Genomic DNA, 25365 nt, shown 5'->3' on the forward strand with positions numbered 1-25365 from the left:
GGAGCCTCGCGCTCCGCCACCCTTCGAACACCTTCGAACATACGCAGCCTGTAAGGGGCGCGCCAGCAAGGCAGGCCGTACTTACCTGGAGGCGGGCGGGTGACAGCCTCGATTCCCGGACTCTTCGCCGACCGCGCGTGGCACAGATGCAGGCACCAGGCTCGTGCGCGCGAAAGGGGCTCGCCCATGGAATTGACCGCCGGCAATCCCGCGGATTCCTTCGTACGCGCGCCGGCGGGTCCGGCCGTGCCGCCACCGGCCGCCCCGTCCCCGTCTCCGTCTCCGCTGGACCGGGCATGCGGCGCGCTGCTGGGGCTGGCGGTGGGCGACGCGCTCGGCGCGCCCGCGGAGAACATGCGTCCGTCCGAGATCCGCCGCCGCTGGGGCCGTATCGAAGGCTTCGTGCACGACGACCCCGCCGGTACGGACGACACCGAGTACGCCATCTTCTCCGGCCTGCTGCTCGCCCGGCACGGCTCCGCGCTGACCGTGGCCCATGTGGAGGAGGCGTGGCACCACTGGATCGCGGATCTGGACGAGGGCCCGTTCCGGGGCGCGGGCTTCAGCGAGCGCGGCACCCTGGAGAACCTCCGCCGGGGTCTCGCGGCACCCATCTCCGCCCAGCACCGGCACGCCTGGAGCGACGGTCTGGCGATGAGGGCCGCGCCGTTCGGGGTGTTCGCGGCGGGCCGGCCCCTGGAGGCGGCCCGCCTGGTCGCGATCGACGGCTCGGTCAGCCATGACGGCGAGGGCATCTACGGCGGCCGGGCGGTCGCGGCGGGTGTGGCTGCGGCCATGGCGGGCGCGGGCCCGGCGGGGGTGATCGGCGCGGCGCTCTCGGTGATCCCGATGGACTCGTGGACGGCGCGGTCCCTGCGCCGCGGCGTGGTCACCGCGCGGCGCGTCCACGAGGACACCCTGTCCATGGAGCGCGCCGTCCGCTCCTCGGTCGTCATCGGCGGCTATCCGTGGACGGACCTGGCCCCGGAAGCGGTGGGCCTGGCGTTCGGCGCGTTCGCGGCGGCTCGCGGCGACTTCCGTACGTCGGTGCTGACCGCGGTCAACATGGGCCGTGACGCCGATACGACGGCGGCGGTGGCGGGAGCGCTCGCCGGGGCGGTCTCGGGCGTGGCGGCGATTCCCCCGGAGTGGGCCTCGGCGATCGGCCCGGTCCGGGGCAGCTGCCTCCCGTCGATGGCGGGCCACCATGTCCTGGACATCGCCTGTCTGCTCACCCCGGACGGCGAACCGGAGGCGGCGTCATGACGACGGAAGCGGCGGACGGGCTCTCCCCCGCGATCGGGGCACCCGGCCCGAAGCGGGAGCCCGCGCCTCCCGGCCGTACGCCCGGCGACCCCCCGGCCGGGAGCCGCCCCGCTGACGGCACCACGGCACGACCCGTACCGCCCGCCGCGGGCCCTCCCCCAGGCACCCCGCCCCTCACCTCCCCGCCCGGCGTCTCGGAGCCGGGCACGACCCCGGCCCCGCCCGGCGTCTCGGAGCCGTACGGAAGGACGCCCGCGCCCGGCACCGGCACCGGCACACCGAAGGCGCCCGGAACCCCGGAACCGTACGGAACCCCGGACCCGGCCCCGGAGCCCCCGGCAAGCACGGCCGCGGCCGCCTGCCCGGTGGCGACACCGCCCGGGCCGCAGCCCCCGCCGACCACCCGCACCACCCCCGGCTCCCCGAGTACCGCTCCCGGCCGCCCGGGGAGCCCGGCCCGCACCGCCCCGGCCGCCACACCCCCGCGTACCGGCCCGCGCCCCGCGCCCGGAGGCTCGCAGACGCCTCCCCCGGACGGCACCGGGACCGCCGCGCCCCCCGAGTCACTCCCCGGACGAGAGGCGCCTTCCGGCGCACGCGTCACAGCGGGGCATCTCGTCCCGCCCCCGGAACACACCCCCCGTCCGCACCACCGCGCCGGGCGCTCCTCCCCCCGCCGGGGCAGCGCTTCCGGTCCGCTCGACCGGGCGGGCACCGTCGTGCGGCGGCCGGTCGAGGGCCTGCTCCTCGGGCTCGCCGCGGGTGATGCCGCCGGGTGGCCCGCCGCCCGGCACCGCGCCGCGCGGATGCCCGAGTGGACCCGGCGGCTCACCCGTGAGCTGGACACGTTCGCCGAGCAGAACGCGACCACCACCCTGCCCGTGCCCATCGCGCTCAACCAGCCCCCGGAGCCCCTGCGGCTCGGGCCGTCCGACGACGCCGAGTGGGCGGCCTTCACCGCCGAGACCGTGCTCACGGCGTCCGGGGGCCTCTTCGCCGGTCTGGCCCCGGAAACCCGGCTGCGCGCGGCCGTCGATCTCGCGTGGAACTCGCTCGCCGGAGAGGTCGCCGCCGCGGCCGCCCGCGCACCCGAGGTGGAGTCCGCCGTGCTCCCGCTCCGCGCCCGGATCTCCGTACGCGCGGGGCTCGGCAATCTCGCCACCGGACTGCGCCCGCCCGCGACCGGGCACGACAATCCGCACTACTTCGACGACGCGGCCTGTGTCCGGGCCGTCGTCCTCGCGGTCGTCCACCCCGGGGACCCCGACGCGGCGGCGGCACTCGCGGAGTTCGACGCCCGCTACACCCAGGACGGCGACGGCGTCCACGGTGCGCGTGCCATGGCCGCGGCCGTCGCCGCCGCGCTCGGGGGCGGAGGTGTCGACGAGGCCGTGGAGGCCGCACTGGCCCAGTTGCCGCAGTCGACCGAGATCGGCCGGAACGCACGGCACGCCGTCGCCCTCGCGCGCGACGCGGAGGCCGCCTTCGATCTCGTCCCCCTGCTGGAGCATCAGATCGTGGACCACGTCTACAGCTACGGAATCGCCGCCGCCGAGACCGTTCCGGTGGCGCTCGCGGTCGCCACGGCGGCGCGCGGCCGGGTCGCGGAGGCGGTGCCGACCGCCGTCTGCCTCTCCCGGGTGGCCGACTCCGCACCCGCCCTCGCCGGGGCGCTGACCGGCGCGCTCGGCGGCGGGGAGTCCATCCCGGCCGGCTGGCGCGACGCCTGCCGCACCCTCGCCGGGTGCGCGCTCCCCCGCCTCGCGGGCACCGATCTGGTCGAACTCGCCGGGCTGCTGACACACATGGAACTGACCGCACCGGGTGGACAATTCCGACATGACGCCAACAACGCATACGACCCCGGCACTCGATGACCGGATCTGCGGCGCTCTGATCGGCGCGGCCGTCGGCGACGCGCTCGGCGGCCCCGTCGAGGGCTACACCCCGGAGCAGATCGCCGAACGCCACGGCGGCCGGGTCCACGGCATCGTCGGCCCCTGGCACGGCGACGGCTGGCGCACCGCCCGCCCCCTCGCCCCGTACCACAAGGGCGACGGGCACGTCACCGACGACACCCTGATGACCCATGCGCTGATCAGGGTGTACGCCACGGTCCGCGACCACCTCGACGCGTACGCCGTCGCCGGCCATCTGGTCCCGGACCTGATCTCCCACCCCCGCTGGATCCCGGAACTGGAGGCGGAGGCGCTGCCCCTCCAGCGGCTGTTCCTGGCCGAGAAGTGGCTGGTGACGCGGCTGCACTACGGCCACCACGATCCGCGCGAGGCGGGCAGCGGCAATATCGTCAACTGCGGTGCGGCGATGTACATGGCGCCGGTGGGCCTGGTCAACGCGGCGAACCCGGCCGCCGCCTACGCCGAGGCCCTCGACATCGCGGGGGCGCACCAGTCCTCGTACGGCCGGGAGGCGGCGGGCGTCTTCGCGGCGGCGGTAGCGGCGGCCTGCCGGCCGGGCGCGACGCCCGCCACCGTCGTGGACACGGCCCTCGCGGTGGCCAAGGACGGCACCCGCGCCGCCGTCGAGGCCGTGGCCGAAGTCGCCGTACGGTACACGGACTTCGAGTCGGCGCTCACCCCGCTCCGTACGGCGGTCGCCCCCTTCGACACGGTCGGCCCCGACTACCGTGCCCCCTCCCTCGGCGCCCGCCGCCCCTCCCGGCTGCACTCCATCGAGGAACTGCCCATCGCGCTGGGCATGCTGCTGGTCGGCGGCGGTGACTACCGCCGTACGGTGCTGGGCTCGGTCAACTACGGCCGCGACTGCGACTCGATCGCCACCATGTCGGGCGCGATCGCGGGCGCGCTGCGGGGCGAGCAGGCGGTCCCGCACGACTGGGCGAAGTCGGTCGCCGAGGCCAGCCGCCTCGATCTGCACACGCCCGCGCGGGAACTCGCCACGGTCGCCCGCGAGATCTTCGTACGGGACACGGAGCGTCGCCGCGCCCATGAGTCGGCGTTCACCACCCTGACGGCGGCTCCCCGGTGACGGCCGCTCCCACCACTCCCGCGGCGGGCGGCACGGGCACGCGGGCGGACCCCGGCAGCGCGGCCGACCGGACCCCAGCCCCGGCGAACGGCGCACCCCACCCCGAGAGCACTCCGCCGAAGACGACCACCCCGACCGCACCCACGGACACCAGCACCGACACCCCGGCAGCCCGCCGCAGCACGGCAACGGGCCGGGCCACGAGCCCCGCGGGCGGCAGTGGACCAGGTCCGGCGGCGGGCGGGCTGCGGGTGACCTGGGTCCAGCCGGAGGATCTGATCGGCCATGAACTGCGCCAGGCCGTGGAGGACGGCCGGGACGCGAGCGCCGTCGCCACGGCATGGCGGGCGGCGGGCGGCACGCCCGCGCCCTCGGCGGCAGGGGCGTCCCCCACCCCCGTACCGCCCGAGCTGCGCGCCCTGGCGTCCCGGCTCCTCGACGAACTCGCCCTGCTTCCGAGCCCTCTGACGGCGAGTGAGCCCACGGACCTGGCCTCGGTCCGGGCCGCCTGCCCCGATTGGCCCGACGCACCCCGGGGCGGGCGCCACGGCGCCCCGGACGGGCGACCGCACCCGGTCGCGGAACCCCGGGCCCTCGGCGGAGCCCCGGACTCCGGCCGCCCGGCCGACGGCCGCGAGGCCCCGGAGTCCGGCGTCCCCCGGCCCGGACCGCCCCTGCGCCCCCCGCCCCTTGACGACCCACCCTCCCCGGCCGCACCGCCCGAGCCCGGGTCACCCGGCCACGACGACCGCCTGCTCCACCGGCTCCACGCCGCCTGGCTCGGGCGCGCCGCGGGCTGCCTGCTCGGCAAACCCGTGGAGAAGCTGCCCCTGCGGGGCATCCGCGCGCTCGCCCGCGCCACCGGCAACTGGCCGCTGCGCACCTGGTTCACCGCCGAGGGCCTGCCCCCGGAGATCGCGCGTGCCCACCCCTGGAACCGGCGCTCCGCGGCGACCTCGCTCGCCGAGAACATCGACGGGATGCCCGAGGACGACGACCTCGACTACAGCCTGCTGAACCTCCTTCTGCTCCAGCGGTACGGACGCGGCTTCGGCACCGCCGACGTGGGCCGCCTCTGGCTGGACGAGCTACCCGGCGGACGCACCTTCACCGCCGAGCGGATCGCCTACCGCAATCTCCTCTCCGGGATCGAACCCCCGCTCACCGCCCGCCACCACAATCCGTTCAGGGAGTGGATCGGCGCCGCCATCCGGGCCGATGTGCACGGCTGGACCCACCCCGGCGACCCGGCGGGCGCCGCCGGGCAGGCGTACCGCGACGCCGTCCTCACCCACACCGGGAACGGGGTGTACGGCGCGATGTTCACCGCGGCCGTCATCGCCGCCGCGGCGGGCGGCACCGCTGATGTGCACCGCGCGCTCGCCACCGGCCTCACCGTCGTACCGCCCGCCTCCCGGCTCGCCGCGGCGGTCCGCGCCGGGATCGCCGCCGCCCGCGCGGAATCCTGCTTCGACACCGTCGTGGACCGGCTGCACCACGACTTCGGCCGGTACCACTGGGTCCACTCCGTCCCCAACGCCGCCCTGCTCGCCGCCGCCCTCACCCACGCCGACGGCGACTTCACCGGCTCCATCTGCCGGGCGGTCTCCGGCGGATGGGACACCGACTCCAACGGGGCGACGGCCGGTTCGATCGCCGGACTGCTCGCCGGACACCCCGGCGCGCTGCCCGGAAGATGGACGGCCCCGCTCGGCAACCGCCTCGCCAGTTCCGTCACCGGATTCGACGGCATCGGCTTCGACACCCTCGCCCGGCTCACCCATCAGGAGGCCATCCGCCCATGACCGGCATCGTGGTGCTCGGCAGCACCAATATGGACCTCGTCGCCTATGTCGCCCACGCGCCGAAACGCGGGGAGACCGTCACGGGGCGGGAGTTCCGTACGATCCCCGGTGGCAAGGGCGCCAACCAGGCCGTCGCCGCCGCCCGCGCGGGCGGGGACGTCGCGATGATCGGCGCGGTCGGATCCGACGAGTTCGGCGCCCGGCTGCGGGGGACCCTGGTCTCCTCCGGGGTGGACACCGATCTCCTGCGCACCGCGGACGGCCCCTCCGGCACGGCCCATGTCGTCGTCGACGACGACGGCGGCAACGCCATCGTCGTCATCCCCGGCGCGAACGGCACCGTGACCGCCCTCGCCCCCGGTGACGAAACCCTGATCGCCACCGCCGACACGCTCCTCCTCCAGCTCGAACTCCCCCTCAGCGCCGTGCTCGACGGCGCCGGAGCCGCGCGCCGCCACGGCGTGCGGACCGTGCTCACTCCCGCCCCCGTCCAGCCGCTGCCTCCCGGTCTGCTCGCCGTCACCGATCTGCTGGTCCCCAACGAGCACGAGGCCGCGGCGATCACCGGCATCGCCGACCCGCACACGGCCGCCGGGGAACTGCTCCGCCGGGTCCCGGAGGTCGTGATCACACTCGGCGCGGCCGGCAGCCTGTACGCGAGCCGGGACCGCGCCCCGCTCACGGTCCCCGCGCCCCGGGTCACCGCGGTCGACACCACCGCGGCCGGGGACACCTTCGTCGGCGCGCTCGCGGTCGCCCTCGGCGAGGGCAGGCCCGTCGAACAGGCCCTGCGCTGGGCCTCGTCGGCCGCCGCCCTGTGCGTCCGGCGGGCGGGGGCCTCCACCTCCATGCCCTACCGCCCGGAGATCGACGCGGAGAACGATCACCGGACAACCGTCCAGGAGAGCGACCAGGAGAGCGACACCACCTCATGACCCTGACACCCCCCACCCCCTCGGCCGGACCGCACACCGCCCTCCAGGGGCTGCGCGTCCTGGACCTCGCGACGCTCTTCGCCGGACCGCTGGCCGCCACCATGCTGGGCGACTTCGGCGCCGAGGTCGTCAAGGTCGAGCACCCCGAGCGCCCCGACCCCGCCCGTGGCCACGGACCCGCCAAGGACGGCATCGGCCTGTGGTGGAAGCTGCTCGGCCGCAACAAACGCGCCATCACCCTCGACCTCTCCTCCCCCGGCGGCCGTGACACCCTGCTGCGACTGGCCGCCACCGCCGATGTGATCATCGAGAACTTCCGTCCGGGGACCCTGGAGAAGTGGGGGCTCGGCTGGGCGGAGCTGAGCGACGCCAACCCCCGTCTCGTCCTGACCCGGGTCACCGGCTTCGGCCAGTTCGGCCCCTACTCCCACCGTCCTGGCTTCGGCACCCTCGCCGAAGCGATGAGCGGCTTCGCCTCCATCACCGGCGAGCCCCACGGCCCGCCGACCCTCCCTCCCTTCGGTCTCGCCGACTCGATCGCCGCGCTCGCCACCTCCTTCGCCGTACTGACCGCGCTCGCCGCCCGGACCGCTACCGGCCGCGGCCAGGTCGTCGACATGGCGATCATCGAGCCGATCCTCACCGTGCTCGGCCCGCAGCCGCTCTGGTACGACCAGCTCGGCTATGTGCAGCCGAGGACCGGCAACCGCTCCCGCAACAACGCCCCCCGCAACACCTACCGCACCTCCGACGGCGGCTGGGTCGCCGTCTCCACCTCAGCCCAGTCCGTCGCCGAACGCGTCATGCGTCTCGTCGGCCGCCCCGAGCTGATCGACGAGCCGTGGTTCGCCAGCGGAACCGGCCGTGCGCAGCACACCGAGGAACTCGACGAGGCCGTCGGCACCTGGATCGCCCACCGCACCCGTGAGGAGGTCATGACCGCGTTCGAGAAGGCCGAGGCGGCGGTCGCGCCGGTCTACGACATCCGGGACGTCATGGACGACCCCCAGTACCGGGCGCTGGAGACCGTGACCGAGGTCCCCGACCCCGAACTCGGCCCGCTCCGTATGCAGAACGTCCTCTTCCGTCTCTCCGAGACCCCCGGCGCCATCCGCTGGGCCGGGCGCCCCCACGGAGCCGACACCGACGAGGTCCTCGGCGAACTCGGTCTGACCCCGGCCGACATCACCGCGCTGCGCGCCCGGGGCGCGCTGTGACCACCACCCCCCTCACCTATCTCTACGCCCCGGGGGACCGCCCCGAGGTCGTGCTCAAGGCCATCACCTCCGGGGCCGACGTCGTCATCGTCGACCTGGAGGACGCGGTGGCCCCCGACCGCAAGAAGTACGCCCTCGCCGCCACGGCCGAACTCCTCACGTCCCCCCAGCCGCTGCCCGTCCATGTCCGCATCAACTCCCCCCGGTCCCCCGAAGAAATCGAGACCCTGACCGGACTTCCCGGTCTGTGTGCCCTGCGTGTTCCCAAGGTCGCACACGGCACTGACATTCACCGGGTCGCGGACCTCGCTCCCGGTGTGCCCCTCTATCCGCTGCTGGAGTCGGCGCTCGCGATCGAGCACGCGTACACCATCGCCACGGCCCATCCCGCCGTCCACGGCATCGCCATCGGAGAGGCCGATCTGCGGGCCGACCTCGGTGTCCGGGACGGATCGTCGCTGGACTGGCCGCGTACCCGGATCGTCGTCGCCGCCCGCGCGGCCGGTCTCGCGCCCCCCGCGCAGTCCGTCTTCCCCGACATCCGGGATCTGGACGCCCTCTACGCCTCGTGCACCCACGGCCGCGGCCTGGGCTTCCTGGGCCGGGCCGCCATCCACCCCCGGCAGCTCCCCGTCATCGAACGGGCCTTCCGGCCGACCCCCGCGGAGATCGAGGCCGCGGCACAGGTGGTGAAGGCGGCCGCCGTGGACGGGGGCGCGCTGGCCCTTCCGGACGGCCGGTTCGTCGACGCGGCGATCGTGGCGGCGGCCGAGCGCACCCTCTCGCTCGCCCGCCGGGAGATCCCCTGACCCGGCTGCCGGGGCCCGGCGGCAGCGCAAGCCCCACGCACCCGCGCGCACGGCCGCGACCGCGGCCGGGGCCTCGCGACGGACCCCGGGGGCACCCCGCCACGGCCCGGGAAAAGGCGGAAGGCCGCCGGGGACCATCAGGTCCCCGGCGGCCTCGCCGTGTCCGTGCCCGCCCGCGCCAGCGGCGCGATCAGGTCCCCGCGTCCGCCTCCGCCGGGCCCCGGGAGGCCCCTGACGGCTGGGCCCCGGAAGAGCCCCCGGCACCCTTGGGCCGCTCGGTGTCCGCGGACCCGGTGGAGCCGTCGGTCCCCGCCGCCCCGGTCTTCTTGTCGCCGTTCCCGGACGCGTCGCCGGAGGGGTCCGAGGAGGCGTCCTTGGACAGCGAGGGCTTCCCGTCCCCGTCGCCGCTCCGCGCGCCCGGCCTGTCCGGCTCCACGATCTCCTCGCGGCCCGGCCGTACCCGCGCCGAGACCACCAGGTAGGCCACGGCGAGAACGAACACAATGATCGCGGTCCACACGTTCAGCCGGAGCCCCAGCACATGGTGCGCCTCGTCGACCCGCATGTACTCGATCCAGGCGCGGCCCGCGCAGTACCCGGCGACGTACAGCGCGAAGACCCGGCCGTGACCGAGCCTGAAGCGCCGGTCGGCCCACACGACCAGCACGGCGACACCGATGCACCACAGGGACTCGTAGAGGAAGGTCGGGTGGTAGAGGCCCGCCTCGCGGTTCGGGCCCTCGGAGATCTTGAGCGCCCACGGCAGATCCGTCGGCTTGCCGTACAGCTCCTGGTTGAACCAGTTGCCCCAGCGGCCGATGGCCTGCGCGAGGGCGATGGCCGGGGCGAGGGCGTCCGCCCAGGCGGGGAGCGGGATACCGCGCCTGCGGCAGCCGATCCAGGCGCCGACCGCGCCGAGGGAGATCGCGCCCCAGATCCCGAGGCCGCCCTCCCAGATCTTGAAGGCGTCGACCCAGTTCTTGCCGTCGCTGAAATACAGCTGGTAATCGGTGATCACGTGGTAGAGCCGACCGCCGACCAGGCCGAACGGCACCGCCCAGACGGCGATGTCGGCCACGGTGCCGGCTTTGCCGCCCCGGGCGATCCAGCGCTTGTTGCCGTACCAGACGGCCACGAAGACACCGATGATGATGCAGAACGCGTAGCCGCGCAGCGGCAGCGGTCCGATGTGGATCGCGCCGGACGACGGGCTGGGAATGTAGGCAAGTTCCATGGCAGACCCGACGCTACCCTGCCGGGCACGGGGCGCGGCAGGTACCCCGGCAACGTATGCATAACGAGGACGGCCCCGGCGCCGGTGGGGATCCGGGGCCGTCGGCGGCCCCGAAAGGCCGTGGCGCGGCGGTGGTGGGCCTGGGCCCCGGTGGGGGCGCACCGGGACTCAGGGCACGCCTGGGCTCAGGGCACGGCGGGCCCGGAGGCGGGGGAACCGGCCCCTGGGGAGGCCGGGCCCGGGCGCTGGGTGCCCGGCTTCTTGCCCTTGTTCGCCTCGGCCACCCACTTCTTCAGATTCTCCGGGGAGATCTGCTCGCCGCCCTTGCCGGGGAAGACGGACTCCCCGTTGAGCAGCACGGTCGGGGTGCCGCGGAAGCCGCCCTTCTGGAACGCGGTGTTCGACTTGGCGACCCAGGAGTCGTGGGTGCCCCCCTCCACACAGGAGCGGAACCCTGGCGTGTCGAGCCCGTCGACCTTGCCCGCCAGCTCGATCAGCCGGCCGTTGTCCGCGAAGGCGTCGTCCGGCTCCGGCGGCTGGTTGCGGTACAGCACGTCGTGGTACGGCACGAACTTGCCGGCGTCCTGGGAGCAGGCCACCGCGTTGGCGGCGCGCAGGGAGCCGGTGCCGCCCATGTTCCCGTCGATGATGGTGGCGAAGTGGTACTCGACCTTGAGCGCGCCCGACGCCTCCAGCTCGCGGATCGCGTCCCGCAGCACATTCTCGAACTGGGCGCAGACGGGGCAGCGGAAGTCCTCCCACACCGTGAGCGTCGACGGGGCGTCGCTCGCGCCCACCGGGATCGCCAGCCGCTCCTTGCCCTCGGCCCCGGTGGGGGCGAGCAGCGGTCCGGCCGTGGAGACGCTGTCCTTCTTCTTGTCGGTATTGGCCGCGAGGACGCCGATGACGGCCGCCAGACCGAGGACCGCGGCCACCGCCGCGGACACGATCAGCACGCGGCGGCGCCGCTCGCGCGACTTCTCCAGCCTGCGCTCCCGCTGGATCCGCTCTCGCGCGGTCCTGTTCCGTTCCTGATTGTTCTCGCTCACATCCCGCAAACGAACCGGGGAGGCGCGTCCGCGCCTCCCCGGTCCAGATCCACCCGTACGAGCGATGTGTACGAGCGACACCCCTCAGGCGCCCGCGCGCCCCCGGCGTACGCCGTCCGCGAGGTCGGCCGCGAGATCGCGTACGGCGGTCAGGCCCGCGTCGTCGTCGGGCGCGTCCAGGAGCCGCTTGACGAACGCGGATCCGACGATCACGCCGTCCGCGAAGGCGGCGACCTCGGCGGCCTGGCGGGCGTCGGAGACGCCGAGGCCGACGCAGACCGGCAGCTCGGTGGTGGCACGGGTGCGCCGGACCAGGTCCTGCGCCTGCGCGCCCACCGATTCACGGGTGCCGGTGACGCCCATGAGCGACGCCGCGTACACGAAGCCGGAACCGGCCTCCGTGATCCGCGCGATCCTGGCGTCCTTGCTGCTGGGGGCGACGACGAACACGGTGGCGAGACCGTGCTTGTCGGCGTGCTCCCGCCAGCTGCCGGACTCCTCGACGGGCAGGTCGGGCAGGATGCAGCCCGCGCCGCCCGCCTCGGCGAGCTCCGCGGTGAAGCGCTCGACGCCGTACCGGTCGATCGGATTCCAGTACGTCATCACCAGGACCGGCTTCCCGGTGGCCTCGTGGGCCTCCCGGACCGTGCGCATCACATCGGCGATCTTGACGCCGCCGCGCAGAGCGATGTCGTCGGCGGTCTGGATGACCGGGCCGTCGAGCACGGGGTCGCTGTGCGGCAGCCCCACCTCGACGATGTCGGCGCCGCCCTCGAACACGGCCTTGACCGCCGCGATACCGCCGTCCACGGTCGGGAAACCGGCCGGGAGGTAGGCGATCAGCGCGGCCCGGTTCTCCGCCCCGGCCGCGGCGAGCGCGTCGCTCAGCAGTTGCACGTTCCCGCTCACTTGGCGGCCTCCCCTTCGGATGCGTCCGATCCGTCGTACAGCCCGAAGTAGCGGGCGGCGGTGTCCATGTCCTTGTCGCCGCGGCCGGACAGATTGACGAGGATCAGCCCGTCCCCGCCCAGTTCGCGGCCGACGTCCAGCGCGCCGGCGAGCGCGTGCGCGGACTCGATCGCCGGGATGATGCCCTCGGTGCGCGACAGCAGCCGCAGCGCCTGCATCGCCTCGTCGTCGGTGACCGCGCGGTACTCCCCGCGCCCGCTGTCCTTGAGGTACGCGTGCTCGGGGCCGATGCCCGGGTAGTCGAGCCCGGCCGAGATCGAGTACGGCTCGGTGATCTGGCCCTCCTCGTCCTGGAGCACGTAGCTGCGCGAACCGTGCAGGATGCCCGGCTCGCCCGCGGTCAGGGTGGCCGCGTGCTCACCGGACTCGATGCCGTGGCCCGCGGGCTCGCAGCCGATGAGCCGGACGTCCGCGTCCGGGATGAACGCGTGGAACAGCCCGATCGCGTTGGAGCCGCCGCCCACGCAGGCGACGGCCGCGTCGGGTAGCCGGCCGGCCCGCTCCAGGATCTGGCGGCGCGCCTCCACACCGATGACCCGGTGGAAGTCGCGCACCATGGCCGGGAAGGGGTGGGGGCCCGCGACGGTGCCGAAGAGATAGTGGGTCTCGTCGACATTGGCGACCCAGTCGCGGAACGCCTCGTTGATGGCGTCCTTCAAGGTCCTGCTCCCGGACGTCACCGGGACGACCTCGGCGCCGAGCATCCGCATCCGGGCGACGTTCAGCGCCTGGCGCCGGGTGTCGATCTCGCCCATGTAGATGGTGCACTCCAGGCCGAAGAGTGCGCAGGCGGTCGCGGTGGCGACACCGTGCTGCCCGGCGCCGGTCTCGGCGATGACGCGCGTCTTGCCCATGCGCTTGGTGAGCAGCGCCTGGCCGAGCACGTTGTTGATCTTGTGTGATCCGGTGTGGTTGAGATCCTCCCGCTTGAGGAAGATCCGCGCCCCGCCCGCGTGCTCCGCGAACCGGGGCACCTCGGTGAGCGCGCTCGGGCGGCCCGTGTAGTTGACCATGAGGTCGTTCAGCTCGGCCGTGAAGGCGGGGTCCGCCTTGGCCTTGTCGTACTCGACGGCGACCTCGTCGACCGCGGCGACCAGCGCCTCGGGGATGAACTTGCCGCCGTAGGCGCCGAAGTAACCGGTGGCGCCGGGGACTTGACCCTCAGGGTCCGGGATGAAGAAGTCCGAAGACATCCGACGTACTCCTCAGAAGGGGCTGACGCCCCTGAAGTCTGGTGTGCAAGGACACGGTATGCGCGCGTGGGGGTGCCGTGGGGCGCGGACCGGCGCCACGGGCCGCCTTCCGGAGCGGTCCGCCCCGTGGTTCCGCGGCGCGGCCGACGCGGTACGGAACCGGGGTGGCCGTGGTGCGCCCGCGGGCCGGGGCCCGCTCGCCGCGTGCGGCCCGGAGCGGTTCACGGCCGTACACCCGAACGGGTGCACCGGTGGACCGTGCTCCGGCTCCGGGCGGCCGCCGTCCGGTGCCGGGACGCGGTGTCGTGGCGCCCCGCGGCGGCGGTGACGGCCGGAGGGAGGCACAGCGGCACAGTGCCGGAACCGGGACGGCCGTGGACACCCGGTCCGCGTCCGGGGACTCCGGGGTACGGACCGGGCGCACGCAGCCCCCTGGGGGGCCGGCCGGAAGACGGCTCAGGCGCCCGCGCGCGGGGCACGCCATCGCATGCCGTTGACCTGGCCGGGCTCCGAGCCGATGACGTACCGCACCCGCCGGCCGTGCACCCGGCGCGCCGGGGCGCGGCAGCCGCGAGGGCGGCAGCCGCGGGCGAGCCGGGCGTACGCGGTCCCGGGGGCGGGGCGCGTCGGGCGGGGCGCGGCAATGGTCACGGAGGGGTCAGCCCCGTCCGTGGCGCAGTGCGGGGTGCGCGCCCGCCGCGACCAGATCGGCGACGGCCGCCTTGGGGTCGCGGCCGGTGACCAGGGACTCACCGACGAGTACCGCGTCGGCGCCCGCGTTGGCGTAGGCGATCAGATCGTGCGGACCGCGGACGCCGGACTCGGCGACCTTGACGATGCCCGCGGGGATCTCGGGGGCGACCCGCTCGAACGTGCCGCGGTCGACCTTGAGCGTCTTCAGATTGCGCGCGTTGACGCCGATGATCCTCGCTCCGGCGTCCACGGCCCGCTCGACCTCGTCCTCGTCGTGGACCTCGACGAGCGGGGTGAGCCCGATCGACTCGGCCCGCTCGATCAGGGAGACCAGGGCCTCCTGCTCCAGCGCGGCGACGATGAGGAGTGCCAGGTCGGCGCCGTAGGCGCGGGCCTCCCACAGCTGGTAGGCGGTGACGATGAAGTCCTTGCGCAGGACGGGGATGTCGACCTTGGCGCGTACGGCTTCGAGGTCGGCGAGCGAGCCGCCGAAGCGGCGCTGCTCGGTCAGTACGGAGATGACGGCCGCGCCGCCCGCCTCGTAGTCGGCGGCGAGCCCGGCGGGGTCGGCGATCGCGGCGAGCGCGCCCTTCGACGGGCTGGAGCGCTTGACCTCGCAGATCACCTGGACGCCCTCGCCGCGCAGCGCGGCGGCTCCGTCCTTGGCCGCGTGCGCCTTGGCGGCACGTTCCTTGAGCTCGTCGAGGCTGACTCGCGCCTGCCGCTCTGCGAGGTCGGCGCGTACGCCTTCGATGATCTCGTCGAGCACACTCACGCGAGCGGCCCCCTTCCGGGACGTTGATGGTCAAGGATCAGCCATGTCGATGGTATCCGCAGGATGGTCCGGGCCTCGCATCCGGTTGACGGCTGTCCCACGGGCTGGGACCCGGCGCAGGTCGGCAGGGGTGCCCACAGGCCGGTCACGGGGCCAGCGCAGAGCCGAAGGGAAGGTTGCGCACGACGCTGAAGACCAGCACCACGGCACCCGCCGTCCACCACCAGACGGGACCGACGGAGATCCGCCAGGTCGCTCCCGGCACTCCCCGAACGGCGCGAATCAGCCACACCGTCCAGACGACGGCGAAGACTCCGTAACCGATGACGGCGACGGCGTTGGCGCCGAAGGCGGTGGCCAGGTCACCGTGGACGAAGGCATGGGCGCTGCGCAGCCCCCCGCATCCCGGACAGAAGATCCCGGTGAGGCGCAGGAGGGGGCAGGCCGGGTAGTGGCCGGGTTCGTTCGGATCGACGCTGCCGACGTACGCGAAGGCCGCGGCGACCCCGGCGAGGGTGGCGAGCGGGGCGGCGAGCCGCCGCGCGAGGGGGGCCGGGGGTGCCGGGGCACCGGAGCGGTTCGCGGGGCCGGGCGCGGTGCCCGGGGCGGCCCACCCGCTCCACCCGGCGGGGGCCGGTCCCGCCCCGGGAGCCGCCGGGGGCGGTGGTCCGGGCACCGGTGCCAAGGGCGGTCCGGCGGAGGCGTCCGGGGCACCGGGCGCGCTGGGGCGGGAGGAGGGTGAGGAGGGTCCGGCGGGCTCACGGGCCGGCGGGCCGATCACGGGCCCGGTGGCGGGCCGGCCGGGTGCGGCCGGGGTTGCGGTGGGGTCGTGGCCCGGTTCGGGCGTGGGTGTGACGGAGGATGAGGTCATGGCGTCCACCCCGTGATTCTCTCCGGAGGTACGGAAAGGCGCAGCCCGGCATATGCCGGGATGCGCCTGGGGTCGGCCGCGGACGGCCGGAGGCCCGGTCGGGGCGGGTGCCCCGCGGTCGGGCGGGAGGTGCGGGAGATCAGGAGGAGATCTGCGCCGCGGCCGTCTTGGAGAGCGCCACGTCGTGGGCCCGCTCGCGGGCGCGGATACGGGCGTCGGTCTCCTTCGGCGTGCCGAGACCGGCCGACTTCATCGCGAGACCGACACCGAGTCCGGCGAAGACGATGACCAGGCCGCCCCAGAACCCCAGCGGATTGGCCGCGACCATGAAGAGGCCGGAGACGCAGAAACCGATGAAGGCGATGGTGACACCGGTCCAGGCGGCCGGGGTGTGTCCGTGGGCGGTGCCCGACATGAGCTGCTCCTCGTTGCTGTTGCGCTGTGGTGAGGCACGGCGGGGATGCCGGCGCTCGGGGGTGAGCCGGACGCTCGACACCCATTGTCCCGCACTCCGGAAGCGACGTGGAGGCAGGGTGATGAGGCGGCCGTCACACCCGTTTCCCGGGGGTTCGGGCGCCCTCTGCGCCTTCCGGTACCGGCCCCGCGTGGTGACCACGCGGCCGTGGACCGCCGGGCCCTGTGGCGTGTGCCGGGCCGGATCGCGGAAGGCGGCCCGGTCCACGCGGAACACCTCCCCCGCCGGAGCGGGGTCCGGCCGGGTGCCGGGCGAGGGTCCGGCAGGGGGCCGCCGGGTACCCCGCGTGCCGACGACCGGGACAGCGACCCGATCCGGAGGAGGGCCACCGCGCGAGGGCCCTGGCGGACACCTCAGAAGGACCGGGGGCGCTCCGGGTGCTCCCGCGGGAAGCGGCCCGGCGCCGGGGCACGGGCCCGGCCGGATCCGCGGGAGGGGCCCCTACCCGTCGGTGGGGTCCTCGCCGCGGTCCAGCGCCTTCCACAGGTCCTCGGGCCGGTCGGGGTCCACGGCCGGCGCCCTGCGGGAGCGGGGGGAGCCGTCGCGTTCGTACCGTCCCGACATGGTGGGCCACAGCCTGCCGTAGCGGAGCGCGAGCAGCCCGGCGAGCAGGATCAGCAGACCGGCCGCCATGGTCACATAGGGCCACGGCGTGTGCGTGAGCCCGTCGATGGTGGCGGCGGAGTCGCCGGTGCTCTCCGCGGCCTTCTCGTCGAGCGCGGCACGGTCGGAGGCGCCGAGGTACGCGGCGAGGGCCGCGCCCGCTCCGCTCAGGGTGAGCAGCGCGGACACGAGCAGCCTGCCCGCCCGGCGTACGGCGAAGACGGCGACGAGCGCGGCCAGGCCCACGACGGCGAGGGCGGTCGGCACACCGGTGACATCGCCGCCCTCGGCCTCCAGCGGCAGGGTGCCGCCGCTGAGCGCGGCCGTGCCCTCGGCCCACGTCTGGCCGGAGGCGAGGAGGACGGCGGCCGCGCCGACGGCGCCGAGGAACAGGGCCGCGCCGAGACTGCGGCGGCTCCTGTCGGCGGCCGAGGCGGCGGATCCGGCGCGGGGCTGGGGTACGGGAACAGCACTCACCCGCACCACTATCCCTTACGCCCCCATAAGGCTCCCCGGCCGGTGGCCCTTTACCGGGCCGTCCGGCCGCCCATCCGGTTCGCCGTGTGGACGGCCCGCAGTACGGCGGCGGCCTTGTTACGGCACTCGATGTCCTCGGACACGGGATCGGAGTCGGCGACGATACCCGCTCCGGCCTGCACGAACGCGGTCCCGTCGCGCAGCAGCGCCGTACGGATGGCGATCGCGGTGTCGGAGTCACCGGCGAAGTCGAGATAGCCGACACAGCCGCCGTACAGTCCGCGCCGGGTGGGCTCCAGCTCGTCGATGATCTGCATCGCGCGGGGCTTGGGCGCCCCGGAGAGGGTGCCGGCCGGGAAGCAGGCGGTGAGGACGTCGAAGGCGGTACGGCCTTCGGCGACCCTCCCGGTCACCGTGGAGACGATGTGCATGACATGGGAGTAGCGCTCGACCGACATGAAGTCGACCACCTCGACGGTGCCGGGCTCGCAGACCCGGCCCAGGTCGTTGCGGCCGAGGTCGACGAGCATCAGATGCTCGGCGCGCTCCTTGGGGTCGGCCAGCAGCTCGTCGGCGAGCGCCTGGTCCTCCTGCGGGGTCGCGCCGCGCGGCCGGGTCCCGGCGATCGGGTGGACCATGGCGCGCCCGTCCTCGACCTTGACCAGGGCCTCGGGGCTGGAGCCGACGACGTCGAAGGCGCCGTCGTCGCAGGGGAACCGGAACAGATACATGTACGGGCTGGGGTTGGTGGCCCGCAGGACGCGGTAGACGTCCAGCGCGCTCGCCTCGCAGGGTGTCTCGAACCGCTGCGACGGGACCACCTGGAACGCCTCTCCGGCCCGGATGCGCTCCTTGATGTCCTCGACGGCCGCCCGGAAGTTCTCACCGCCCCACCGGCCGGAGAACCCGGGCACCTCGGACGGCGGCAGGGCGACGGGCGCGGAGGCCAGCGGCCGGGCGAGGTCCCTCTCCATGGCGTCGAGCCGGGCGACGGCGTCCGCGTACGCCTCGTCGACCCCGGTGTCGAGGTCGTTGTGGTTGATGGCGTTGGCGATCAGCAGGACGGTGCCGTCCGCGTGGTCGAGCACCGCCAGGTCCGAGGTGAGCAGCATCGTCAGCTCGGGCAGCCTCAGATCGTCGTTGTCGCCCGGGCCGATCTTCTCCAGCCTGCGGACGATGTCGTAGCCGAGGTAGCCCACCATGCCGCCGGTGAAGGGCGGCATGCCGAAGCCGGGGTCCTGCGGCACGGGCGGGGTGTGCAGGGTCTCGATGGTGGCGCGCAGGGCCGCGAGCGGGTCGCCGCCGGTGGGGACGCCGACGGGCGGGGTGCCCAGCCAGTGGGCCTCTCCGTCGCGCTCGGTGAGCGTACCGGTGCTGCGCACGCCGACGAACGAGTAGCGGGACCAGAACCTGCCTCCGCCACCACCCACGGTGTGGGAGGTGCCCCCGTCCGCGGACTCCAGCAGGAAGGTGCCGGGGCGCTCGTCGGCGAGCTTGCGGTAGAGCGCGACCGGGGTGTCGCCGTCGGCGAGGAGACGGCGGCTGACGGGGATGACACGGCGGTCGGTGGCGAGCTTGCGGAAGGTCTCCAGGTCCATGGCGCCAGACCCTACTTGCCGAGCGGGAGGACGTCGGCGTCGAAGCAGGTCCGGTCGCCGGTGTGGCAGGCCGCGCCGATCTGGTCGACCCTGACCAGCAGGGTGTCCCCGTCGCAGTCGAGCGCGACGGACTTGACGTGCTGGACGTGCCCCGAGGTGTCGCCCTTGGCCCAGTACTCCCGGCGGCTGCGGGACCAGTAGGTCGCGCGGCCGGTGGTCAGGGTGCGGTGGAGAGCCTCGTCGTCCATCCACCCGAGCATCAGCACCTCACCGGTGTCGTACTGCTGGGCGATGGCCGGAAGCAGTCCGTCGGCGGTGCGCTTGAGACGGGCGGCGACGGCGGGATCGAGGGGACTCGCGGGGGCGCTGCTGGTCATGCGGCCATTGTGCCGTGTTCTGCCGGGCCGGCGGGCGAGGCGTCCACTGAGCGGACCCGGCGCCGCCGCCGTACGCTGGCGAATATGTCGACCCATGCGAAGCGTGAACGGCTCCTCCTCGCCGACCTGCTGGAAGCGGCCGGCCCCGATGCGCCGACCCTCTGCGACGGCTGGCGGGCGCGGGAGCTCGCGGCCCATGTGGTGGTGCGCGAGCGCCGTGCCGACGCGGCGGGCGGAATCCTGCTCCCGCCGCTGCGGAACCGGCTGGAGCGGGTGCAGGCGGAGTTCGCGGCGAAGCCGTACGAGGAGCTCATCCAGCTGATCCGGACGGGACCGCCCAAAATGTCGCCGTACGGGATCAAGCAGGTGGACGAGGCGGCGAACACCGTCGAGTTCTACGTCCACACCGAGGATGTGCGCCGGGCCCAGCCCGACTGGACCCCCCGCCCGCTGGACCGGGTCTTCGAGGACGCGCTCTGGGCCCGGCTGGAGAAGGCGGCCAGGCTGCTGGGCCGCAGGTCCCCGGTGGGTCTGGTGCTGCGCCGGCCGGACGGTCAGACCGCCGTCGCCCACCGCGGTGCGCCCGTGGTGACGGTGACGGGTGAGCCCGGTGAGCTGACGATGTTCGCCTTCGGCCGCCAGGACGTGGCCCGGGTGGAGGTGGAAGGCGACAAGGAGGCGGTGGAGCGGCTGCGGGAGAGCAAGCTCGGCATCTCCATGTGAGCGCGGTCCGATCGCCCCGAACGGCCGACGCGGTGCCGGGCGCGGCCCACAGCGGCCGGGACGGCCGGCTCAGAGATCGTCCAGGAACTGCCGCCAGCCGGGTCGGCGCGGCGCGTCGCCCTCGTCCCGGGCCACCCGGGGGCCGGGGTCGAGCTTGATCATGGGGATGTCGGGGCAGACCTCGGCGATGGCGTCGAAGTCGGCGTCCGCGTGGACGAGGGTGAGGCCGTGGAACCGTGCGGTGAGCGCGGTGACGATGTCCATCAGATTCGGCCCCTGCGGGCCGTCGGCGACACCCCGCCGCTTCAGCTCCCGCTGCACGGCCATGGCCTCCGTCTGCTTGTTCGTCTCCCGCATCGGTACCGAGCCGAAGGCCCGGTCCAGTGCGAGATACAGCGGCTCGCCGTCCTGCCCGTGGCGGAGGCCGTGCCTCAGCTCGGCGTGGGCCACGGGGCAGATGGTCACCAGCCCCTCGGCCACCCGCGCGGGCCAAGGGTCGCCGATCGTGCCGCGCAGCAGCCGCCAGAGCACGGAGGTGTCGGCCAGATACCGCGGGGAGGGCTGCGCCGTGTGTTCGAGCGGGGTCACACCCTCTCCTCCCGATCGCTCAGGGCGGCGTAGTCGAGGCAGCGGCCCGCGTTGTCCTGCAGCCAGCGCAGGGCGCGGACCCGCTCCTCGGGGTCCGCGGCGGGCCTGACCGTCTCGATCCCCCCGCCCCGGGGCCTCTCGGCCGACGGATCCCGTCGCCCGCGTCGTCCGAACATCGCACTCCCCCTGTCGCCCGTCGCCCTCGCGGATGCCGGCCCGGCGCCGTCACCGGTCCGGGCCCGCCGCCAGTAGATCACGGAGGTGGCCGACGCGGGCGGGCCGGGTTCAGCGGACGGGGTGGCCCGCTTCCCTGAGCGCGCCCTTGACCTCGGAGATCCGCAGATCGCCGAAGTGGAACACGGAGGCCGCGAGCACCGCGTCCGCGCCCGCCGCGACGGCCGGCGGGAAGTCCGCCAGCCGGCCCGCGCCGCCGCTCGCGATCACGGGGACGGTGACGTGCTCCCGTACCGCGGCGATCATCTCGGTGTCGTAGCCGTCCTTGGTGCCGTCGGCGTCCATCGAGTTCAGCAGGATCTCGCCCGCGCCCAGCCCGGCCGCCCGGTGGGCCCATTCGACGGCGTCGATGCCGGTGCCCCTGCGGCCGCCGTGGGTGGTGACCTCGAAGCTGCCCGACGGGGTGCGGCGCGCGTCCACGGAGAGGACCAGGACCTGGCTGCCGAAGCGCTCGGCGATCTCGCGGATCAACTCGGGGCGGGCGATCGCGGCCGTGTTGACGCCCACCTTGTCCGCGCCCGCCCGCAGCAGCCGGTCCACATCGTCGGCCGAGCGGACGCCGCCGCCGACCGTGAGCGGGATGAAGACCTGCTCGGCGGTACGGCGGACCACGTCGTACGTCGTCTCGCGGTTGCCGGACGAGGCGGTGATGTCGAGGAACGTCAGCTCGTCGGCGCCCTCGGCGTCGTACAGCTTCGCCATCTCGACGGGGTCGCCCGCGTCCCGCAGATTCCGGAAGTTGACGCCCTTGACGACCCGGCCGGCATCGACGTCCAGGCAGGGGATGACCCTGACGGCGAGCGTCATGCCCAGTCACCGTCCTCCGCGCCGGGCACATACGCCTCCAGCTCCACCTCGACCAGGATCCGCGGGTCCACGAAGCCGGAGACGATCACCAGGGTGGTCACCGGCCGCACGGAGCCGAAGATCTCCCCGTGGGCGCGGCCGACCGCGTCCACGTCCCGGGCGTGGGTCAGATACATCCGGGTGCGGATCACCGAAGCGGCGTCGAGACCGAAGTCCGCGAGCGCGACGAGGCCGTGCCGGAAGGCGGCCACGGCCTGCGCGTACGGATCGCCCTCGCCATGGAGCACCAGGCCCTTGAAGGCGGTCGTCCCGCCGACCAGCACCCGGTCACCGGCCGCCACGGCGCCCGCGCAGCCCATGGGTTCCTCCCAGGGCGATCTGCTCTGCTTCCGGACCACCTGATCGGTCATACGGCAGCCACCGCCGCGAGCGCTTCCTCCAGCGTGAACGCCTTCGCGTACAGCGCCTTGCCGACGATCGCGCCCTCTACTCCCTGCGGCACGAGCCCGGCGATCGCGCGCAGGTCGTCCAGCGAGGAGACCCCGCCGGAGGCCACGACGGGCTTGTCGGTGGCGGCGCAGACGTTCTTCAGCAGCTCCAGGTTGGGGCCCTGGAGCGTGCCGTCCTTGGCGATGTCGGTGACGACGTAGCGCGCGCAGCCCTCGGAGTCGAGGCGGGCGAGGGTCTCGTAGAGGGCGCCGCCGTCGCGGGTCCAGCCACGGCCCCGCAGGGTCGTGCCGCGGACGTCCAGGCCGACGGCGATCCGGTCGCCGTGCTCGGCGATGATCCCGGCGACCCATTCGGGGGTCTCCAGCGCGGCCGTGCCGAGGTTCACCCGGGTGCAGCCGGTGGCGAGGGCGGCGGCGAGCGAGGCGTCGTCGCGGATGCCGCCGGACAGTTCGACCTTGATGTCCATGGCGGAGGTGACCTCCGCGATCAGCTCACGGTTGTCGCCGGTGCCGAAGGCGGCGTCCAGATCCACCAGGTGCAGCCACTCGGCGCCCGCGCGCTGCCAGGTGAGGGCGGCTTCCAGCGGGGAGCCGTAGGAGGTCTCCGTACCGGACTCGCCGTGGACGAGACGGACGGCCTGGCCGTCGCGGACATCGACGGCGGGGAGGAGTTCGAGCTTGGTCACAGTGTTCCGATCCAGTTGGTCAGCAGCTGGGCGCCGGCGTCGCCGGACTTCTCGGGGTGGAACTGCGTCGCCCACAGGGCGCCGTTCTCCACGGCCGCGACGAAGCGCTCACCGTGGGTGGCCCAGGTGACCTGCGGCGCGCGGATGGCCGGGTTGGTGGTCTCCAGCTCCCAGTCGTGGGCGGCGTAGGAGTGCACGAAGTAGTACCGGGCGTCGTCGTCGAGCCCGGCGAAGAGCCTGCTGTCCGCGGGGGCCTGAACGGTGTTCCAGCCCATGTGGGGGACGACCGGTGCCTTGAGCGGGCCGACCGTGCCGGGCCACTCGTCGAGCCCCTCGGTCTCCACACCGTGCTCGATGCCGCGTGCGAAAAGAATCTGCATGCCGACGCAGATGCCCATGACCGGTCTGCCGCCGGAGAGCCTGCGGCCGACGATCCACTCGCCGCGGACCGTGCGCAGCCCGTTCATACAGGCGGAGAACGCGCCGACGCCGGGGACGAGCAGCCCGTCCGCGTTCATCGCGGCGTCGAAGTCGCGGGTGATCTCGACATCGGCCCCGACCCGGGCGAGCGCCCGCTCGGCGGAGCGGATGTTGCCGAATCCGTAGTCGAGGACGACGACCTTCTTCGGTGCGCTCATGACCACACGTCCAGCCGGAGCACACCGGCGACCAGGGCCATCCCGGCGCCGATGGCGAGCAGGACGATCACGCCCTTGGGCAGTCCCTGTTTGGCGAAGGAGTACACACCGCCGAGGAGGAACAGCCCGACCACGATCAGGATGGTGGCGAGGCTGCTCACAGCGCGCCCTTCGTGGAGGGGAGGATTCCGGCGGCACGGGGGTCGCGCTCGCTGGCGTAGCGCAGGGCGCGGGCGAGCGCCTTGAACTGGCACTCCACGATGTGGTGCGCGTTGCGCCCGTACGGGACGTGGACGTGCAGCGCGATCTGGGCCTGCGCCACGAAGGACTCCAGGATGTGCCGGGTCATCGTGGTGTCGTAGGCGCCGATCATCGGTGCCATGTTCTCCGGCTCGGTGTGCACGAGGTACGGGCGGCCGGAGAGGTCCACGGTGACCTGGGCGAGCGACTCGTCCAGGGGGACGGTGCAGTTGCCGAAGCGGTAGATGCCGACCTTGTCGCCGAGCGCGCGCCTGAAGGCGCCGCCGAGCGCGAGGGCGGTGTCCTCGATGGTGTGGTGGGAGTCGATGTGGAGATCGCCCTCGGTCTTCACCGTGAGGTCGAACAGACCGTGGCGGCCGAGCTGGTCGAGCATGTGGTCGTAGAACCCGACCCCGGTCGACACATCGACCTTTCCGCTGCCGTCGAGATCGATCTCGACGACGACGGACGTCTCCTTGGTGGTGCGTTCGACCCGTCCTACCCGGCTCATGCGCTCTGCTCCTTCTTCAACTCACGTACCGCGTCGAGGAACGCGTCGTTCTCGGCGGGGGTGCCGACGGTGACCCGCAGCCGGCCCGGCACACCGTTGTCCCGGACCAGGACGCCGTGGCCGAGGATCTTCCGCCAGGCCTCGTGCGCGGCGCCTTCTCCCTCGAATCGTCCGAACTGCACGAAGTTGGCGTCGGACTCGGTCACCTCGTAGCCGATGGCGCGCAGCTCGGTGACCAGGCGGTCCCGCTCGGCCTTCAGCTGCTCGACATACCCGAGCAGCGTATCGGTGTGCTCCAGCGCGGCGAGCGCCGTGGCCTGGGTGACGGCCGACAGGTGGTACGGCAGCCGGACGAGCTGGACCGCGTCCACCACCGCCGGGTGCGCGGCCAGATAGCCGAGGCGCAGTCCGGCCGCGCCGAACGCCTTGGACATGGTCCGGGAGATCACCAGGTGGGGGCGGCCCTCGATCAGCGGCAGCAGCGAGGGCCGGTGGCTGAACTCCACGTACGCCTCGTCGACCACCACCAGCGAGGGCCCGGCGGCCTGGGCGGCCTCGTACAGCGCGAGGACGGTGTCGGCGTCGACGGCGGTGCCCGTGGGGTTGTTGGGCGAGGTGATGAAGACGACATCGGGCCGCTGCCCGGCGATGGCGCGCTCGGCGGCGGCCCTGTCGATGGTGAAGTCCTCGCCCCGGGGGCCGGAGATCCAGCCGGTGCCGGTGCCCCGGGAGATCAGCGCGTGCATCGAGTACGAGGGCTCGAAGCCGATGGCCGTGCGGCCGGGCCCGCCGAACGTCTGGAGCAGCTGCTGGAGGACCTCGTTGGAGCCGTTGGCCGCCCAGACGTTCGCCGGACCCACGGTGTGGCCGGCCGTGCGGGTCAGATAGGCGGCGAGCGCGGTGCGCAGCTCGACCGCGTCCCGGTCGGGGTAGCGGTTGAGGCTACGGGCGGCCTCCCGCACCCGCTCGGCGATGCGCTCGACGAGCGGTTCGGGCAGCGGGTAGGGGTTCTCGTTGGTGTTGAGCTGTACGGGGACGTCGAGCTGGGGCGCGCCGTAGGGGGACTTGCCGCGCAGTTCCTCGCGGATGGGCAGGTCGTCGATGCCGAACGAGTCCCGGGCGGGAGAGTCCTGG

The 25365-nt window shown here is 74.0% G+C and carries 28 protein-coding genes; 8 read left to right on the top strand and 20 right to left on the bottom strand.

Annotated features, from left to right (window positions below; all coding sequences use genetic code 11):
* Positions 1-186 precede the first annotated feature (186 nt).
* From ACFYT4_RS24150 to ACFYT4_RS24180, 7 genes are all read left to right on the top strand, one after another.
* Positions 187-1266, top strand: coding sequence for an ADP-ribosylglycohydrolase family protein (locus ACFYT4_RS24150; protein ID WP_389272639.1), 1080 nt, complete (start codon positions 187-189; stop codon positions 1264-1266).
* A 365-nt stretch (positions 1267-1631) separates the two neighbouring features.
* Positions 1632-3143 (top strand): ADP-ribosylglycohydrolase family protein, encoded by a 1512-nt coding sequence (locus tag ACFYT4_RS24155; RefSeq protein WP_389272892.1) that lies wholly within the window; start codon positions 1632-1634, stop codon positions 3141-3143.
* Positions 3106-4275, top strand: a complete 1170-nt coding sequence (locus tag ACFYT4_RS24160; protein ID WP_389272642.1) for an ADP-ribosylglycohydrolase family protein — start codon at positions 3106-3108, stop codon at positions 4273-4275. Before ACFYT4_RS24155 ends, ACFYT4_RS24160 begins: the two co-directional genes overlap by 38 nt.
* A 251-nt stretch (positions 4276-4526) precedes the next feature.
* Entirely contained in the window at positions 4527-6080 is a 1554-nt protein-coding gene (locus tag ACFYT4_RS24165) for an ADP-ribosylglycohydrolase family protein (RefSeq protein ID WP_389272895.1), read from the top strand.
* Entirely contained in the window at positions 6077-7015 is a 939-nt protein-coding gene (gene rbsK, locus ACFYT4_RS24170; protein WP_389272645.1) for a ribokinase, read from the top strand. Before ACFYT4_RS24165 ends, rbsK begins: the two co-directional genes overlap by 4 nt.
* Positions 7012-8232: a CaiB/BaiF CoA transferase family protein gene (locus ACFYT4_RS24175; RefSeq protein ID WP_389272648.1), complete on the top strand. Its 1221-nt coding sequence runs from the start codon at positions 7012-7014 to the stop codon at positions 8230-8232. Before rbsK ends, ACFYT4_RS24175 begins: the two co-directional genes overlap by 4 nt.
* A complete protein-coding gene (locus ACFYT4_RS24180) occupies positions 8229-9041 on the top strand; it encodes an HpcH/HpaI aldolase/citrate lyase family protein (RefSeq protein ID WP_389272651.1) in 813 nt (270 codons plus the stop codon). Before ACFYT4_RS24175 ends, ACFYT4_RS24180 begins: the two co-directional genes overlap by 4 nt.
* Before the next feature lie 190 nt (positions 9042-9231).
* On the opposite strand, the gene lgt is transcribed toward ACFYT4_RS24180, so the two are convergent.
* The 11 genes from lgt to hisI all read right to left on the bottom strand — a co-directional run bounded on the left by lgt (position 9232) and on the right by hisI (position 19355).
* A complete protein-coding gene (gene lgt, locus ACFYT4_RS24185) occupies positions 9232-10275 on the bottom strand; it encodes a prolipoprotein diacylglyceryl transferase (protein ID WP_389272654.1) in 1044 nt (347 codons plus the stop codon).
* A gap of 185 nt (positions 10276-10460) precedes the next feature.
* A complete protein-coding gene (locus tag ACFYT4_RS24190; RefSeq protein WP_389272657.1) occupies positions 10461-11324 on the bottom strand; it encodes a DsbA family protein in 864 nt (287 codons plus the stop codon).
* A gap of 84 nt (positions 11325-11408) precedes the next feature.
* Positions 11409-12233 (bottom strand): tryptophan synthase subunit alpha, encoded by an 825-nt coding sequence (gene trpA, locus ACFYT4_RS24195; RefSeq protein ID WP_389272660.1) that lies wholly within the window; start codon positions 12231-12233, stop codon positions 11409-11411.
* Positions 12230-13486: a tryptophan synthase subunit beta gene (trpB, locus tag ACFYT4_RS24200; protein ID WP_389272663.1), complete on the bottom strand. Its 1257-nt coding sequence runs from the start codon at positions 13484-13486 to the stop codon at positions 12230-12232. Before trpB ends, trpA begins: the two co-directional genes overlap by 4 nt.
* Positions 13487-13942: 456 nt before the next feature.
* Positions 13943-14239 carry a tryptophan biosynthesis modulator TrpM gene (gene trpM, locus ACFYT4_RS24205; protein WP_389272666.1) on the bottom strand — a complete coding sequence of 99 codons (297 nt, stop codon included), beginning with the start codon at positions 14237-14239 and terminating at the stop codon, positions 13943-13945.
* Positions 14145-14954: an indole-3-glycerol phosphate synthase TrpC gene (gene trpC / locus ACFYT4_RS24210; RefSeq protein ID WP_389272669.1), complete on the bottom strand. Its 810-nt coding sequence runs from the start codon at positions 14952-14954 to the stop codon at positions 14145-14147. The genes trpM and trpC overlap by 95 nt, the downstream gene beginning before the upstream one ends.
* A gap of 145 nt (positions 14955-15099) precedes the next feature.
* On the bottom strand, positions 15100-15639 hold the full coding sequence (locus ACFYT4_RS24215) for a DUF2752 domain-containing protein (RefSeq protein ID WP_389272898.1): 540 nt from the start codon (positions 15637-15639) through the stop codon (positions 15100-15102).
* A gap of 325 nt (positions 15640-15964) precedes the next feature.
* Complete coding sequence (locus ACFYT4_RS24220; RefSeq protein WP_389272901.1) at positions 15965-16240, bottom strand: HGxxPAAW family protein; 276 nt, start codon at positions 16238-16240, stop codon at positions 15965-15967.
* Between the two features lie 501 nt (positions 16241-16741).
* Complete coding sequence (locus ACFYT4_RS24225; RefSeq protein WP_389272672.1) at positions 16742-17389, bottom strand: TIGR02234 family membrane protein; 648 nt, start codon at positions 17387-17389, stop codon at positions 16742-16744.
* Positions 17390-17430: 41 nt separating this feature from the next.
* A complete protein-coding gene (locus ACFYT4_RS24230; protein WP_389272675.1) occupies positions 17431-18978 on the bottom strand; it encodes an anthranilate synthase component I in 1548 nt (515 codons plus the stop codon).
* Positions 18979-18989: 11 nt separating this feature from the next.
* Positions 18990-19355 (bottom strand): phosphoribosyl-AMP cyclohydrolase, encoded by a 366-nt coding sequence (hisI, locus tag ACFYT4_RS24235; RefSeq protein WP_389272678.1) that lies wholly within the window; start codon positions 19353-19355, stop codon positions 18990-18992.
* Positions 19356-19439: 84 nt separating this feature from the next.
* On the opposite strand from hisI, the gene ACFYT4_RS24240 reads away from it, so the two are divergent.
* The gene (locus tag ACFYT4_RS24240) at positions 19440-20078 is read left to right on the top strand and encodes a TIGR03085 family metal-binding protein (protein WP_389272681.1); all 639 of its coding nucleotides are present in this window, start codon (positions 19440-19442) and stop codon (positions 20076-20078) included.
* 69 nt (positions 20079-20147) lie between these two features.
* On the opposite strand, the gene ACFYT4_RS24245 is transcribed toward ACFYT4_RS24240, so the two are convergent.
* The 9 genes from ACFYT4_RS24245 to ACFYT4_RS24285 all read right to left on the bottom strand — a co-directional run bounded on the left by ACFYT4_RS24245 (position 20148) and on the right by ACFYT4_RS24285 (position 25334).
* Positions 20148-20666 (bottom strand): PIN domain-containing protein, encoded by a 519-nt coding sequence (locus tag ACFYT4_RS24245; protein ID WP_389272684.1) that lies wholly within the window; start codon positions 20664-20666, stop codon positions 20148-20150.
* On the bottom strand, positions 20663-20842 hold the full coding sequence (locus tag ACFYT4_RS24250) for a hypothetical protein (RefSeq protein ID WP_389272687.1): 180 nt from the start codon (positions 20840-20842) through the stop codon (positions 20663-20665). Before ACFYT4_RS24250 ends, ACFYT4_RS24245 begins: the two co-directional genes overlap by 4 nt.
* Positions 20843-20951: 109 nt before the next feature.
* Positions 20952-21707 (bottom strand): imidazole glycerol phosphate synthase subunit HisF, encoded by a 756-nt coding sequence (gene hisF / locus ACFYT4_RS24255; protein WP_389272690.1) that lies wholly within the window; start codon positions 21705-21707, stop codon positions 20952-20954.
* Positions 21704-22117 carry a Rid family hydrolase gene (locus tag ACFYT4_RS24260; RefSeq protein ID WP_389272693.1) on the bottom strand — a complete coding sequence of 138 codons (414 nt, stop codon included), beginning with the start codon at positions 22115-22117 and terminating at the stop codon, positions 21704-21706. The genes hisF and ACFYT4_RS24260 overlap by 4 nt, the downstream gene beginning before the upstream one ends.
* A complete protein-coding gene (priA, locus tag ACFYT4_RS24265; RefSeq protein WP_389272696.1) occupies positions 22114-22842 on the bottom strand; it encodes a bifunctional 1-(5-phosphoribosyl)-5-((5-phosphoribosylamino)methylideneamino)imidazole-4-carboxamide isomerase/phosphoribosylanthranilate isomerase PriA in 729 nt (242 codons plus the stop codon). The genes ACFYT4_RS24260 and priA overlap by 4 nt, the downstream gene beginning before the upstream one ends.
* Entirely contained in the window at positions 22839-23480 is a 642-nt protein-coding gene (gene hisH / locus ACFYT4_RS24270) for an imidazole glycerol phosphate synthase subunit HisH (RefSeq protein ID WP_389272699.1), read from the bottom strand. Before hisH ends, priA begins: the two co-directional genes overlap by 4 nt.
* Positions 23477-23641 (bottom strand): hypothetical protein, encoded by a 165-nt coding sequence (locus ACFYT4_RS24275; RefSeq protein WP_389272702.1) that lies wholly within the window; start codon positions 23639-23641, stop codon positions 23477-23479. Before ACFYT4_RS24275 ends, hisH begins: the two co-directional genes overlap by 4 nt.
* A complete protein-coding gene (hisB, locus tag ACFYT4_RS24280) occupies positions 23638-24231 on the bottom strand; it encodes an imidazoleglycerol-phosphate dehydratase HisB (protein WP_389272705.1) in 594 nt (197 codons plus the stop codon). The genes ACFYT4_RS24275 and hisB overlap by 4 nt, the downstream gene beginning before the upstream one ends.
* Positions 24228-25334: a histidinol-phosphate transaminase gene (locus ACFYT4_RS24285; RefSeq protein ID WP_389272904.1), complete on the bottom strand. Its 1107-nt coding sequence runs from the start codon at positions 25332-25334 to the stop codon at positions 24228-24230. Before ACFYT4_RS24285 ends, hisB begins: the two co-directional genes overlap by 4 nt.
* Between the last annotated feature and the right edge of the window lie 31 nt (positions 25335-25365).

The organism is Streptomyces sp. NPDC004609 (assembly GCF_042873655.1).
GTDB lineage: Bacteria > Actinomycetota > Actinomycetes > Streptomycetales > Streptomycetaceae > Streptomyces.

Bases quoted from the DNA above. Each gene is read 5' to 3' on its own strand.
- hisI (WP_389272678.1), bottom strand. From the start codon at position 19,355: ATGACCAGCAGCGCCCCCGCGAGTCCCCTCGATCCCGCCGTCGCCGCC.
- lgt (WP_389272654.1), bottom strand. From the start codon at position 10,275: ATGGAACTTGCCTACATTCCCAGCCCGTCGTCCGGCGCGATCCACATC.
- ACFYT4_RS24250 (WP_389272687.1), bottom strand. From the start codon at position 20,842: ATGTTCGGACGACGCGGGCGACGGGATCCGTCGGCCGAGAGGCCCCGG.
- ACFYT4_RS24260 (WP_389272693.1), bottom strand. From the start codon at position 22,117: ATGACCGATCAGGTGGTCCGGAAGCAGAGCAGATCGCCCTGGGAGGAA.
- ACFYT4_RS24160 (WP_389272642.1), top strand. From the start codon at position 3,106: ATGACGCCAACAACGCATACGACCCCGGCACTCGATGACCGGATCTGC.
- rbsK (WP_389272645.1), top strand. From the start codon at position 6,077: ATGACCGGCATCGTGGTGCTCGGCAGCACCAATATGGACCTCGTCGCC.
- ACFYT4_RS24150 (WP_389272639.1), top strand. From the start codon at position 187: ATGGAATTGACCGCCGGCAATCCCGCGGATTCCTTCGTACGCGCGCCG.
- ACFYT4_RS24220 (WP_389272901.1), bottom strand. From the start codon at position 16,240: ATGTCGGGCACCGCCCACGGACACACCCCGGCCGCCTGGACCGGTGTC.
- ACFYT4_RS24175 (WP_389272648.1), top strand. From the start codon at position 7,012: ATGACCCTGACACCCCCCACCCCCTCGGCCGGACCGCACACCGCCCTC.
- hisH (WP_389272699.1), bottom strand. From the start codon at position 23,480: ATGAGCGCACCGAAGAAGGTCGTCGTCCTCGACTACGGATTCGGCAAC.
- ACFYT4_RS24230 (WP_389272675.1), bottom strand. From the start codon at position 18,978: ATGGACCTGGAGACCTTCCGCAAGCTCGCCACCGACCGCCGTGTCATC.
- ACFYT4_RS24240 (WP_389272681.1), top strand. From the start codon at position 19,440: ATGTCGACCCATGCGAAGCGTGAACGGCTCCTCCTCGCCGACCTGCTG.
- trpB (WP_389272663.1), bottom strand. From the start codon at position 13,486: ATGTCTTCGGACTTCTTCATCCCGGACCCTGAGGGTCAAGTCCCCGGC.
- hisF (WP_389272690.1), bottom strand. From the start codon at position 21,707: ATGACGCTCGCCGTCAGGGTCATCCCCTGCCTGGACGTCGATGCCGGC.
- hisB (WP_389272705.1), bottom strand. From the start codon at position 24,231: ATGAGCCGGGTAGGACGGGTCGAACGCACCACCAAGGAGACGTCCGTC.